General features: G+C 62.4%; 12 protein-coding genes and 1 other RNA gene. 9 read left to right on the top strand and 4 right to left on the bottom strand.

Features of this window, described 5'->3' with window-relative positions:
- Positions 1-439 precede the first annotated feature (439 nt).
- The 4 genes from ACODSJ_RS16050 to ACODSJ_RS16035 form a co-directional block, all read right to left on the bottom strand.
- The gene (locus ACODSJ_RS16050) at positions 440-1018 is read right to left on the bottom strand and encodes a BON domain-containing protein (protein WP_489102656.1); all 579 of its coding nucleotides are present in this window, start codon (positions 1016-1018) and stop codon (positions 440-442) included.
- Entirely contained in the window at positions 1015-1608 is a 594-nt protein-coding gene (locus tag ACODSJ_RS16045; protein WP_007928463.1) for a phosphoheptose isomerase, read from the bottom strand. Before ACODSJ_RS16045 ends, ACODSJ_RS16050 begins: the two co-directional genes overlap by 4 nt.
- Positions 1609-1719: 111 nt before the next feature.
- Positions 1720-2082 carry a YraN family protein gene (locus ACODSJ_RS16040; protein WP_489102655.1) on the bottom strand — a complete coding sequence of 121 codons (363 nt, stop codon included), beginning with the start codon at positions 2080-2082 and terminating at the stop codon, positions 1720-1722.
- Positions 2082-3893 (bottom strand): penicillin-binding protein activator, encoded by a 1812-nt coding sequence (locus ACODSJ_RS16035; RefSeq protein ID WP_489102654.1) that lies wholly within the window; start codon positions 3891-3893, stop codon positions 2082-2084. The genes ACODSJ_RS16040 and ACODSJ_RS16035 overlap by 1 nt, the downstream gene beginning before the upstream one ends.
- A 228-nt stretch (positions 3894-4121) precedes the next feature.
- Here ACODSJ_RS16035 and rsmI point away from each other — a divergent pair, with 228 nt between their 5' ends.
- The 9 genes from rsmI (at position 4122) to mraY (ending at position 13065) form a co-directional block, all read left to right on the top strand.
- Positions 4122-4994 (top strand): 16S rRNA (cytidine(1402)-2'-O)-methyltransferase, encoded by an 873-nt coding sequence (rsmI, locus tag ACODSJ_RS16030; protein ID WP_489102653.1) that lies wholly within the window; start codon positions 4122-4124, stop codon positions 4992-4994.
- Positions 4995-5068: 74 nt separating this feature from the next.
- An RNA gene (gene rnpB, locus ACODSJ_RS16025) (RNase P RNA component class A) lies at positions 5069-5422 on the top strand.
- Positions 5423-5731: 309 nt separating this feature from the next.
- Positions 5732-6187, top strand: a complete 456-nt coding sequence (mraZ, locus tag ACODSJ_RS16020; protein ID WP_003205355.1) for a division/cell wall cluster transcriptional repressor MraZ — start codon at positions 5732-5734, stop codon at positions 6185-6187.
- The gene (gene rsmH / locus ACODSJ_RS16015) at positions 6184-7131 is read left to right on the top strand and encodes a 16S rRNA (cytosine(1402)-N(4))-methyltransferase RsmH (RefSeq protein WP_489102652.1); all 948 of its coding nucleotides are present in this window, start codon (positions 6184-6186) and stop codon (positions 7129-7131) included. The genes mraZ and rsmH overlap by 4 nt, the downstream gene beginning before the upstream one ends.
- Positions 7128-7421, top strand: a complete 294-nt coding sequence (ftsL, locus tag ACODSJ_RS16010; RefSeq protein ID WP_489102651.1) for a cell division protein FtsL — start codon at positions 7128-7130, stop codon at positions 7419-7421. The genes rsmH and ftsL overlap by 4 nt, the downstream gene beginning before the upstream one ends.
- A complete protein-coding gene (locus tag ACODSJ_RS16005; RefSeq protein ID WP_489102659.1) occupies positions 7421-9160 on the top strand; it encodes a peptidoglycan D,D-transpeptidase FtsI family protein in 1740 nt (579 codons plus the stop codon). Before ftsL ends, ACODSJ_RS16005 begins: the two co-directional genes overlap by 1 nt.
- Positions 9160-10623 (top strand): UDP-N-acetylmuramoyl-L-alanyl-D-glutamate--2,6-diaminopimelate ligase, encoded by a 1464-nt coding sequence (locus ACODSJ_RS16000; protein ID WP_489102650.1) that lies wholly within the window; start codon positions 9160-9162, stop codon positions 10621-10623. The genes ACODSJ_RS16005 and ACODSJ_RS16000 overlap by 1 nt, the downstream gene beginning before the upstream one ends.
- Positions 10616-11983 carry a UDP-N-acetylmuramoyl-tripeptide--D-alanyl-D-alanine ligase gene (locus ACODSJ_RS15995; RefSeq protein ID WP_489102649.1) on the top strand — a complete coding sequence of 456 codons (1368 nt, stop codon included), beginning with the start codon at positions 10616-10618 and terminating at the stop codon, positions 11981-11983. Before ACODSJ_RS16000 ends, ACODSJ_RS15995 begins: the two co-directional genes overlap by 8 nt.
- Entirely contained in the window at positions 11983-13065 is a 1083-nt protein-coding gene (gene mraY, locus ACODSJ_RS15990; RefSeq protein ID WP_260961583.1) for a phospho-N-acetylmuramoyl-pentapeptide-transferase, read from the top strand. Before ACODSJ_RS15995 ends, mraY begins: the two co-directional genes overlap by 1 nt.
- The last annotated feature ends 3 nt before the right edge of the window (positions 13066-13068 follow it).

The following is a 13068-nucleotide window of genomic DNA, read 5'->3' as shown; positions in this document are numbered from 1 at the left end:
CACAGATTGCAGGTGTCCACATATCTGATGTTCACCTTAGACTCCGTGGGAGCAAAGCTTGCTCGCGATGGCGGTGCTTCAGTTAGATCGCTGTGCTTTGGCTTTGGCTTTGGCTTTTGATCTTGATCTTGATCTCAACGCCCCATTAAACACGCTGGCCGAACGCAGGCATTGCGCAGTGGGTATCCCGGCATGGATGCCTTCGTTCGGGCACACCGAGCCTCGGCGAGGTGCCGAGTGGTGGGGCAAAGCGTTTTTGGTTACTTTTGGCTGGTCCGGCTCCCGGCTTTTCCAAAAGTGACCCGCTGTAAGAGCGGAACCATAAGCCGCCGTTACCGAAGAAACGGATATACCCACTATCTATCATCCGCCCCCCCCAAAAAAAAACGGCGCTTTCTCTCCTGGAGGAAGCGCCGTTTTTTTGGGGGGGAGCGATGAATCAGTCAATATACTCAAACAACTTGACGATCTTCTGCACCCCGGAAACCCCCTGCACCAGGTTGGTCGCCTGCGCCGCTTCCTGCTTGGTCAGCAATCCCAACAGATAGACAATACCGTTCTCGGTCACCACCTTGATGCGCGAGCCTGGAATGCTGGCATCGGTAAGCATCTGAGTCTTGATCTTGGTGGTCAGCCACGCATCATTCTGGCGCGCCAGCAGCGAGGAGGGTTGAAGGACCTGCAGTTCGTTGTGCACGGTCTTGACCCGCTGCACGGCGCTGGCCTCCTGTTCGGCCTTGGCCTTGAGGTCTGCGCGTGGGGTCTGGCCGGCCAGTAGCACGACGCCGTTGAAGCTGGTGACGACGATGTGCGAGTTGTTGTCCAGGGCCGGGTCGGCCTTGGCGATGTTCACGCCTACCTTGGTTTCGATCAGAGAGTCGTCGATCTTGCTGCCGAAGGTGCGGGTGCCGCGGTCGTCTTCGATCGGCTTTTCCCGGCTGGCGTTAACCACCGATGTGCAGCCGCTGATGCCGAGGCACAGGGTCAGGGCCAGAAGGCCTAGGCGATTAGAGGTCATTCTTCACTCCCGAACAGTTGGCTGTCGATCAAGTCGCAAAGGCAGTGGATCGCCAGCAGGTGGACTTCCTGGATACGTGCGGTGACATTGGCCGGTACGCGAATCTCGACGTCTTCGGGCAAGAGCAGCGATGCCATGCCGCCGCCGTCTCGGCCGGTCAATGCTACGACAATCATTTCGCGATCATGTGCGGCCTGGATCGCTTGAATAATATTGGCCGAATTACCGCTGGTGGAAATCGCCAGCAGCACATCGCCGGGTTGGCCCAGGGCGCGGATCTGCTTGGAGAATACCTCGTTGTAGCTGTAGTCGTTGGCGATCGAGGTGATCGTCGAGCTGTCGGTGGTCAGGGCGATGGCCGGCAGGCTCGGGCGCTCGCGCTCGAAGCGATTGAGCAGTTCCGATGAAAAGTGCTGAGCATCGCCGGCTGAGCCGCCATTGCCGCACGAGAGCATCTTGCCCTCGTTGAGCAGCGCGTTGACCATCACTTGGCTGGCTTGCTCGATGTGCGGTGCAAGTACGTCCATCGCCTGCTGCTTGGTGTCGATACTGGCCTGAAAAAGCTGGCGAATTCGCGATTGCATGTCCATCTGTGTGACCTTAAGTAGCGCGACTTATCGGCACAAACGTGTGCGGCGCGCAAAGCAAAGAGCAAAAATTGGGTGAAGGTGTCCGGCCTGGCTCGTCATGGGCGCTGGCCTTCAGCTGTCGAAGGCGTTTTGCAGCCAGTTCAACTGATCGGCGTTGCTGTCGATGGCAACCACGTCGAAGCGGCAGGGGTGATCGGCCCAGCGAGACTCGCATTGCAGGAAATACTGCGCGGCGAAAACCAGCTTGCGGCGCTTGCGCTCGTCGATGCTGTCGAGCGCGCCACCCCATTGGGTATTTTTTCTGTAGCGGACTTCGACGAATACTACTGTATCGCCGTCAAGCATGACCAGATCAAGCTCGCCGCGTTTGCACAACCAGTTCTGCGCTATCAACCGCAGGCCTTGTTGCTCAAGATGCGCGAGGGCCAGGCCCTCGGCATCTCGTCCGCTTTGCTGGCGTGATCGCTCAGGCATCAGCGCTGGGTGTCCGGCAGGCGCTGTACTTGGCCGTTGACGAACTCGGCCCATGGCAGTTGTCGCTGCACACGCTGGGACGGGGAGACCGCAAGGCTGCCCGACAGGCCTTCAATGCGGCTGTCCGGCAATGTCTTGAGCTGGCCCAGGCGCGGAGCGAGGCGATAAGCATCTACGCCCAGCGCGTACAGCCGGCCCAGGGTGCCGCCCGCCTGGGGCCATTGGGCGGTGACTTGCTTGCGCAGCGGGTCGTTGGCATCGAGCAGCCAAGGCGTTTCGCAGAAGCGGATGCCGTTCATGTCGCTGTACTGGTTCTGGTCGCCGCTGGCGCTGAACACCAGGGACGTTGCATAGACCGGCACGTCGCCCGCGTACTGGAAGTTGAGCGTTGGCTTGATCTGCTGGGCCTGCTGCGGGGTCGACGCGAGGAAGATGAACTCGATGTCCTGGCGGCGCGACGGTTGCGCCGCGACGTTGGTGCCGACGGTGCTTTGCAGGCTCTTGGCGCGGCCTTCGCTCTGGCGCAGTTGGAACATGTCGGCGATCTGCTGGGCCAATTGCACCGGCTGGTCGACCCGCTCAATGGCGATGACGGTACCGCCGTTGGCCTGCCAGTCCTGGCTGAAGGCCTTCAGGATGCGATCACCCAATTCGCCTTTCGGTACCATGGCCGCGGCGCGATGCAGACCGTCGGCGCGAGCGCGACGGGACACTTCGCGGGCTTCATCCTCGGGCGCCAGGCCAAACTGGAACAGCTGCGGCGGGTTCTGGGTACCTTCGCTGTAGTTCAGCGCGAGGGTGGTGATAGGCAGTTGCGGACGGGCGCTGATCTGTTTGACCAATGGTTTTTCCAGTGGGCCTACGACCAGTTGTACGCCGTCGGCCTGGGCCTTGCGATAGAACTCGTCCATGGACGTCAGGCTGGAGCTGTCATAGAGCTGGATGCTCGGCGGCTTCTGGCCGGCCTGTTGAGCCTGGTAGTGCGCAGCCATGAAGCCATCGCGCAGCGCCTTGGCGACCGATGCCAGGGGGCCATTCTGTGGCAGCAGCAGGGCGATCTTGCTCAGGGGCTGGCTCGCCAGTTCCTTGAGCTTGACCAGTGGCGTGGGCAGTTGCAGCGCGGCGGGGTGTTTCGGGTTCTGTTCGCGCCAGTGATCGATGGCGGCTTGTTGCTGTTCCAGGGTGCCGGCGGTCTTCACGGCCCGGGCCAGGGTCAGCCAGCCGCCGAGGTCGTCATCGGACGTTGGTTGCAACTGGTCGGTGGGGAGCGAGGCGATCAGCGACCAGATCGCTTCGTGGTTCTTCGCGCCAGCGTCGTCCTTGAGAAGCGGGGCGATGAAGATGCGCTCCTTGGCCGCTGCCAGGGTCTGGCCATCGGCCTCGAGGGCGCGGGCGTGGACGGTGCCGGTGCGAACCTGCTGTTCTGCCGGCATTTCGCTCAGGTGCTGCAGGCTGGGATGGCTCAGGGCGGTCAAGGCAGCCTTGGGCTGGTTGCGCGTCATCGCCAGTTCGGCCGACAGCGTGCTGGCAAAAATCTGCTGGCCGGGCTTGAGCTGTTCCATGGGTACTTGCTGCAGGATCTGCGCGGACTGGCCGGCATTGCCTTGGCGGTAGGCCAGGTCGGCGGCGCTCAGGCGCAGCAGGGCGGCTTTTTCCGGGTCCTTGCTTTGGGTCGCCTGTTCGAGCAGTTGCTCGATACTGGCGTCCGGGGTCCGTGGAAGTTCGCCAAGGCTGGACGAGGGCGAGCTGGCGCAGGCTGCCAAAAGGGCAGCGAGACAGAGGGCGGAAAGCAGCCGCAGGCAAGCGATCATGTAAATGTCCTGATACGAGATCAAATTAGCGTCGAATTGTACCCAAGCGCTGGCCGGGGCGCGATGTCAGTGGCGTGAATCGGTCAATTTAGGTGTTTCAAAAGTGCGGCGTTGCACAAAAAGCGCTGTTCGCTCAGGTGGCGGCCCTCGCCGCAATGCCTAATGTGAACAACTGAGATGGCTGGCACACGCTACAATGGCGGTTTTACCGAACATGAGGTGTGCGTTTTGACTGCTCCAGGTGCTTTGAATTCCGCTGCCGGCTCGCTGTACGTGGTGGCGACGCCCATCGGCAACCTGGACGATATCAGCGCCCGGGCGCTGAAGATCCTGCGCGAGGTGGCCTTGATCGCCGCTGAAGACACCCGTCATTCTCAGCGCCTGTTGCAGCACTTCGGCATTTCCACGCCGCTGGCGGCCTGTCACGAACACAACGAGCGGGATGAGGGCAGTCGGTTCATCACTCGGTTGTTGGCGGGGGATAACGTGGCGCTGATTTCCGACGCTGGTACGCCGCTGATTTCCGATCCTGGCTATCATCTGGTGCGCCAGGCTCGTGCGGCGGGTATCAGCGTGGTGCCGGTGCCGGGCGCGTGTGCCTTGATCGCGGCGCTTTCGGCGGCGGGCCTGCCGTCGGACCGTTTCATCTTCGAAGGTTTCCTGCCCGCCAAGGCTGTTGGGCGGCGAGCGCGCCTGGAGGCCATTAAGGAAGAGCCGCGCACACTGATCTTTTATGAGGCGCCGCACCGTATCCTCGAATGCCTGCAAGACATGGAGCAAGTGTTTGGTCCCGAGCGTCCGGCGTTGCTGGCCCGTGAGCTGACCAAGACCTTCGAAACCCTGAAGGGCTTGCCGTTGGCGCAGTTGCGGGCATTTGTCGAAAACGACGGCAACCAGCAGCGGGGCGAGTGTGTCGTGCTGGTGGCGGGCTGGACGCCCCCCGAAGATGAAGAGGCCGTCAGCAGCGAAGCGATGCGCATCCTGGACCTGCTGCTGGAGGAAATGCCGCTCAAGCGTGCCGCGGCTCTCGCAGCGCAGATCACGGGCGAGCGCAAGAACGTGCTGTATCAGGTTGCACTGGACAAGCAAAAGGCCCAGTGAAACCCGGCTGCCGACGTGGCTGAAAGCTTTTAGCGCTTGTTCTTCGGGCGCTCTGCCGTTAACCTTCGCGGCGGAGAGTCGATCGGACAGTCGCTGCCCTCTATGAAAATTAGGGGGGGGAGGAAAGTCCGGGCTCCATAGGGCGAAGTGCCAGGTAATGCCTGGGAGGCGTGAGCCTACGGAAAGTGCCACAGAAAATAACCGCCTAAGCGTTTCGGCGCCGGTAAGGGTGAAAAGGTGCGGTAAGAGCGCACCGCACGTCTGGCAACAGTTCGTGGCTAGGTAAACCCCACTTGGAGCAAGACCAAATAGGGTCCCAAGGCGTGGCCCGCGCTGGGACCGGGTAGGTTGCTAAAGATGTCCAGTGATGGCCATCGTAGACGAATGACTGTTCAAGACAGAACCCGGCTTACAGATCGACTCTCCACCTTTCCCCCTCCCTGCCAGAATCACAGGCAGAGGCAGTTCCTAATACCAAAAAAATCTTACTCTTAATAAATCACTTTAACTTGTGCGCGCAGCCTCCTGTGTCCTCTCGGGTTGAGGTGAAAATTCCTACGCCAGATTCTTGTTGGCCCTCCTGAAACGCTCCTAAATCTCCGATCTATAAGGCTTTTCCTTCCATCCGCGCCTTGACGGTGCGGTGGGCGCATTCCTATAGTGTGCGCAAGTGGCGGAAAGTGGCATGAAGTGGGTTTTTTTGAAGGTAAACCGCCCAAAAGTGGAGAAACGCAGACGTGTTTCGCGGAGCTAACGCAATCAGTCTCGATGCAAAAGGCCGGCTCGCCATGCCCAGCCGGTATCGTGACGAGCTCGTTTCGCGAAGTTCGGGGCAGTTAATCGTCACGATCGATGCCGTTGATCCATGTTTGTGCGTTTACCCCCTTGATGAGTGGGAAATCATCGAAACCAAACTGCGCGCACTGCCTTCGCTGCGGGAAGAAAACCGCCGTCTGCAACGCTTGCTGATTGGCAATGCCGTCGACCTCGAACTCGATGGCAGTGGTCGTTTCCTGGTTCCACCGCGCCTGCGCGAATACGCCAAGCTGGACAAGCGCGCGATGCTGGTGGGCCAACTGAACAAGTTCCAACTGTGGGACGAAGATGCCTGGAATGCGGTTTCTGCCGCCGACCTCGCTGCTATTCAACAACCGGGCGCCATGCCTGATGAACTGCGTGATTTGATCCTGTGACTATTGATAGCGGCTTTAACCACATCACCGTACTGCTTGACGAAGCCGTCGAGGCTCTCGCCGTACGTTCTGATGGCTGCTATCTGGACGGCACGTTCGGGCGTGGCGGGCACAGTCGGCTCATCCTCAGCCAGCTGGGTCCGGGTGGAAGGTTGCTGGGGTTCGACAAAGATCCTCAAGCGATTGCCACCGGGCAAGCGCTAGCGGCCGAAGACGGCCGCTTTGTCGTTGTGCAGCGCAGCTTTGCTGAGTTGGGCGCGGAAGTCGCCGAGCGTGGCCTGCACGGCAAGGTCAGTGGCGTGCTGCTGGACCTCGGCGTGTCGTCGCCGCAACTGGACGACCCGGAACGCGGCTTCAGCTTCCTCAATGACGGCCCGCTGGACATGCGCATGGATCCGTCCCGTGGCATCAGCGCCGCCGAATTCGTCAACACCGCCCCGGTGGAAGAAATCGCCCGCGTCTTCAAGGAATACGGTGAAGAGCGTTTCTCCGGCCGCATGGCCCGTGCCGTGGTCGAGCGCCGTGTCATCAAGCCCTTCGAGCGTACCGGCGACCTGGCCGAGGTGCTGAAGGTGGCCAACCCTGCCTGGGAGAAAGGCAAGAACCCGGCGACCCGTGCTTTCCAGGGTTTGCGCATTCACGTCAACAATGAGCTGGGCGATCTCGAAGTCGGCCTCGAAGCGGCGCTTGAGGCGCTGGAGGTGGGTGGGCGTCTGGTGGTGATCAGCTTCCATTCCCTGGAAGACCGCATCGTCAAGTTGTTCATGCGCAAGCTCACCAAGGGCGAAGCCGATAACCTGCCGCGCAACCTGCCGGTGCGTTTCGAAGCCTTCGTGCCGAAAATCAAGGTCCATGGCAAGGCGCAGTTCGCCTCCGAAGCCGAACTCAAGGCCAACCCTCGCGCCCGTAGCGCGGTCATGCGTGTCGCGGAGAAGCTGCGGTGAGCAAGCTCTTCGCCAAGCCCCTGCCGGGCGGCAGCTTTTTCATGCTGCTGTTGTTTATCGGCGTGCTCGTGTCGGCCATCGCCGTGTCTTATAGCGCGCACTGGAACCGGCAGTTGCTCAATTCCCTCTATAACGAGCTGAGCGTGCGCGACAAGGCGCAGGCCGAATGGGGGCGCCTGATCCTGGAGCAAAGCACCTGGACTGCCCACAGCCGCATTGAAGTGCTGGCCACCGAACAACTGAAGATGCACATCCCCGGCGCGGCCGAAGTACAGATGGTGGCGCCATGATGAAGCTCGAAGGGGCGTTGTTCCCATGGCGTTTCCGTCTGGTCCTGGGCTTGCTCGGGATCATGGTGGCGGCCATCTCGTGGCGCATCATCGACCTGCAAGTGGTCGACCGTGACTTCCTCAAGGGGCAGGGCGATGCTCGCAGCGTGCGGCATATTCCGATCCCGGCGCACCGTGGCCTGATCACCGATCGCAATGGCGAGCCCCTGGCCGTGAGTACGCCGGTGACCACCTTGTGGGCCAACGCCAAGGAAATGCAGTTGGCCAAGGAAAAGTGGCCGGCACTGGCTGCCGCCCTGGGCCAGGATCCCAAGGCCCTGGCCGAACGCCTCGAAGCCCAGGCCAACAAGGAATTCATTTACCTGGTGCGCGGCTTGACCCCCGAACAGGGCCAGAGCGTGCTCGACCTGAAAGTGCCCGGTGTCTACGGCATCGAAGAATTCCGGCGTTTCTACCCGGCCGGTGAAGTCACCGCCCACATGGTCGGCTTTACCGACATCGACGACCGGGGGCGCGAAGGGGTCGAGCTGGCTTATGACGAATGGCTCGCCGGGGTCGCCGGCAAGCGCCAGGTCATCAAGGACCGGCGCGGCAGGCTGATCAAGGATGTCCAAGTCACCAAAAACGCCAAGGCCGGCAAGCCCTTGGCGTTGTCCATTGACCTGCGCCTGCAATACCTGGCCAACCGTGAGCTGCGCAATGCCATCGTCGAGAACGGTGCCAAGGCCGGTAGCCTGGTGATCATGGACGTGAAGACCGGCGAGATCCTGGCGATGGTCAACCAGCCGACCTACAACCCGAACAACCGCCGCAACCTGCAACCGGCGATGATGCGTAACCGCGCGATGATCGACGTGTTCGAACCCGGTTCGACCATGAAAGCCGTGTCCATGGCCGCCGCCCTGGAAACCGGGCGCTGGAAACCGAGCGACACCGTCGAGGTGTATCCGGGGACCCTGCAGATCGGCAAGTACACCATTCGTGACGTGTCCAAGACCGAAGGCCCGGTGCTCGACCTGACCGGCATCCTGATCAACTCCAGTAACGTGGGCATGAGCAAGATCGCCTTCGATATCGGCGGTGAAACGATCTATCGCCTGGCCCAGAAAATCGGCCTGGGCCAGGACACCGGCCTGGGCTTCCCGGGCGAACGGGTCGGCAACCTGCCGAACTATCGCGACTGGCGCAAGGCGGAGACGGCGACGCTGTCCTACGGCTACGGTGTTTCCGTAACCGCGATCCAACTGGTCCACGCGTTTTCCGCGCTGGCGAACAACGGGCGCATCGCACCGCTGACCCTGATCAAGACCGACAAGCCGCCGCAGACCACTCAGGTGATCCCGGAGAAAGTCGCCAAGACCATGCAAGGCATGCTGCAACAGGTGATCGAGGCCCCGCGCGGGGTGTTCCGCGCCCAGGTACCGGCCTATCACGTGGCTGGCAAGTCGGGTACGGCCCGCAAGACCTCCGTGGGCACCAAGGGCTACGCCGAGAATTCCTACCGTTCGCTGTTTGCCGGCTTCGGCCCGATGAGCGACCCACGCTACGCCATCGTCGTGGTCATCGACGAGCCGAGCAAGGCCGGCTACTTCGGTGGCCTGGTCTCGGCGCCGGTGTTCAGCAAAGTCATGTCCGGCACCCTGCGCCTGATGAACATCACCCCGGATAACCTGCCGCCCACCCAGCAGGCGAGCACCGCGCCGGTCGTTCCCTTGAAAGCCGATGGAGGGCGTGGCTGATGTCCCTGAGCCTGAACAAGATCTTTGCCCACGCCGGTCACGACCTGTTGATTCGCGAATTGGCCCTGGACAGTCGCAACGTGCGCGCCGGCGACCTGTTCCTGGCTGTGCCGGGCGGGCGCTTCGATGGTCGAGCCCACATCGCCGATGCCTTGCAGCGCGGGGCGGCTGCCGTGGCTTATGAAGTCGAAGGCGCGACCGTGCTGCCGATCACCGACGTGCCGCTGATTCCGGTCAAGGGGCTCGCCGCGCAACTGTCGGACATCGCCGGACGCTTCTATGCCGAGCCGAGCCGTCACCTGAACCTGATTGGCGTAACGGGCACCAACGGCAAGACCAGTGTCAGCCAGTTGGTGGCCCAGGCCCTGGATTTGCTCGGCCAGCGCTGCGGCATTGTCGGGACCTTGGGCAACGGCTTCCACGGCGCGCTGGAAAGTGGCCTGCACACCACGCCGAACCCGGTTGCCGTGCAAGCGACCCTGGCGGACCTGAAGAAGGCCGGTGCCAAGGCTGTGGCCATGGAGGTTTCTTCCCATGGCCTCGATCAGGGACGTGTGAGCGCATTGGCGTTCGACGTCGCGGTGCTCACCAACCTGTCCCGCGATCACCTGGACTACCACGGCACCATGCAGGCCTACGGCGAAGCCAAGGCCAGGCTGTTTGCCTGGAATGACCTGAAGTGCCGGGTCATCAACCTCGATGACGAATTCGGTCGGCAACTGGCCGCCGACAAGCGCGAGTCCCGGCTGATCACCTACAGCCTGGAAGACGCCAGCGCCTACCTGTATGTACGCCAGGCGCAATTCAATGACGAAGGCGTGCGCGCCACGCTGGTGACGCCCCAGGGCGAACACCACCTGCGCAGCACCTTGCTCGGCCGTTTCAACCTGAGCAACGTCCTGGCCGCCATCGGTGCCTTGCTGGGCCTGGACTACGCGCTGGATGAAATCCTCAAGGTCCTGCCCAAGCTCGAAGGCCCGGCCGGTCGCATGCAGCGCCTGGGTGGCGGTGCGCAACCTTTGGTGGTGGTCGATTACGCCCACACCCCCGATGCGTTGGAAAAGGTCCTGACAGCCCTGCGGCCTCACGCCAAGGGCAAGCTACTGTGCCTGTTCGGCTGCGGTGGCGATCGCGACCGTGGCAAGCGCCCGTTGATGGCTGAAGTGGTACAGCGGTTGGCCGACGGTGTGCTCGTCACCGATGACAACCCGCGCACCGAAGACCCTTCGCAGATTTTCGACGACATCCGCGCCGGTTTCTCGGCGGTGGACAACGTCACGTTCGTGGCCGGACGCGGCCAGGCGATCGCGCAACTGATCGCCGGCGCCTCGGCGGATGACGTCATCGTCCTGGCTGGCAAGGGCCACGAGGACTACCAGGAAATCAACGGCGAGCGCCATGCATTCTCCGATCTGGTGGAGGCCGATCACGCCTTGACCGCGTGGGAGGTGGCCCATGCTTAAGGCCCTGAAACTCAGCGAGCTGACCAACGCCCTGAATGCACGCCTCATCGCTGCGGACGCCGCCTTCGACGGCGTCAGCATCGACAGCCGGGCGATTGCGCCGGGGCAGTTGTTCGTTGCCCTGGCCGGGCCGCGTTTCGACGGCCACGACTACCTGAACGAAGTCGCCGCCAAAGGTGCGGTGGCGGCATTGGTCGAGCGGGAAGTGAGCAACAGCACGTTGCCGCAATTGCTGGTCAGCGACACCCGCCAGGCCCTGGGCCAGCTCGGTGCGCTGAACCGTGCCGCGTTCGACAACCCGGTCGCGGCCATCACCGGCTCCAGCGGCAAGACCACGGTCAAGGAGATGCTTGCTAGCATCCTGCGCACCCGGGGGCCTGTCCTGGCGACCCGTGGTAACCTGAACAACGACCTCGGTGTACCGCTGACCTTGCTGGAACTGGCACCGGAACACAGCGCCGCCGTCATCGAGCTGGGTGCTTCGCGACTCGGCGAGATCGCCTACACCGTTGGCATGACCAAGCCCCATGTGGCCGTGCTCAACAACGCCGGGACCGCCCACGTCGGCGAGTTCGGTGGCCCGGAAAAAATCGTCGAAGCCAAGGGTGAGATCATCGAAGGGCTGGCGGCCGATGGCGTCGCCGTGCTGAATCTCGATGACAAGGCGTTCGGCATCTGGAAGACCCGTGCGGCGGGGCGCAAGGTGCTGACCTTCGCCCTGGACAACCGTGCGGCGGACTTCCACGCCAGCGACCTGGACCGCGACGCCCGTGGTTGCCCGGCGTTCAACCTGCACAGCCCGGATGGCGCGGCGCGAGTCCAGCTGAACCTGCTCGGCACCCATAACGTCGCCAATGCCTTGGCGGCCGCGGCTGCAGCCCATGCCCTGGGCGTGTCGCTGCCCGGTATCGTCGCCGGGCTGGACGCCGTGCAACCGGTCAAGGGTCGCTCCGTCGCGCAACTGGCCAGCAACGGCATGCGCGTCATCGATGACACCTACAACGCCAACCCATCGTCCATGTGCGCGGCTGTGGATATCCTCGCCGGTTTCTCCGGCCGTACCGTGCTGGTGCTGGGGGATATCGGCGAGTTGGGCGAGTGGGCGCAGCAGGGCCATCACGATGTCGGCGCCTACGCCCGTGGCAAGGTCGATGCGCTGTATGCCGTGGGCCCGATGATGGCCCACGCGGTCGCCGCGTTTGGCGAACACGCCCAGCATTTCACGACCCAGGCCGAACTGATCCAGGCCTTGGGTGCCGAGCAAGACCCGAACACCACCTTACTGATCAAGGGCTCACGCAGCGCAGCGATGGAAAACATCGTCGCGGCACTGTGCGGCACCCGTATGGAGAAACATTGATGCTGCTGCTGCTAGCGGAGTACCTGCAACAGTTCTACAAAGGCTTCGCGGTCTTCCAGTACCTGACCCTGCGCGGGATCCTGGGTGTGCTGACCGCGCTGTCGTTGTCGCTGTTCCTGGGCCCGTGGATGATCCGCACCCTGCAGAACCTGCAGATTGGCCAGTCGGTCCGTAACGACGGCCCGCAATCGCACCTCTCCAAGTCCGGCACCCCGACCATGGGCGGCGCGCTGATCCTGTCGTCCATTGGCGTGAGCACCTTGCTCTGGGCCGACCTGGCGAACCGTTATGTCTGGGTCGTGCTGCTGGTGACCTTGTTCTTTGGTGCCATCGGCTGGGTCGACGACTACCGCAAGGTCATCGAGAAGAACTCCCGCGGCTTACCGAGCCGCTGGAAATATTTCTGGCAGTCGGTGTTCGGCCTCGGCGCAGCGATCTTCCTTTATATGACCGCCGCCTCGCCGGTGGAGACCACGCTGATCCTGCCGATGCTCAAGGACTACAGCATCCCGCTGGGCGCCGGCTTCATCGTGCTGACCTACCTGGTGATCGTCGGTTCGAGCAACGCAGTCAACCTCACCGACGGCCTCGACGGTCTGGCGATCATGCCGACGGTGATGGTGGGCGGTGCGCTGGGGATCTTCTGCTACCTGTCGGGTAACGTGAAGTTCGCCGAATACCTGTTGATCCCGTATGTGCCGGGGGCCGGTGAGCTGATCGTGTTCTGCGGTGCGCTGATCGGTGCCGGCCTGGGGTTCCTGTGGTTCAACACCTACCCGGCCCAAGTCTTCATGGGCGACGTCGGCGCACTGGCGCTGGGCGCAGCCCTGGGCACCATTGCTGTCATCGTTCGCCAGGAAATCGTCCTGTTCATCATGGGCGGCGTGTTCGTGATGGAGACCCTGTCAGTCGTCATTCAGGTTGCCTCCTTTAAATTGACCGGCCGCCGCGTATTCCGCATGGCGCCGATCCATCACCACTTTGAACTCAAGGGCTGGCCCGAGCCACGTGTGATCGTCCGTTTCTGGATCATCACCGTGATTCTGGTGCTGATCGGCCTTGCCACCCTGAAGCTGAGGTAGAAC

The organism is Pseudomonas sp. FG6 (assembly GCF_057809015.1).
This window is presented reverse-complemented; position numbering and strand designations above follow the sequence as displayed.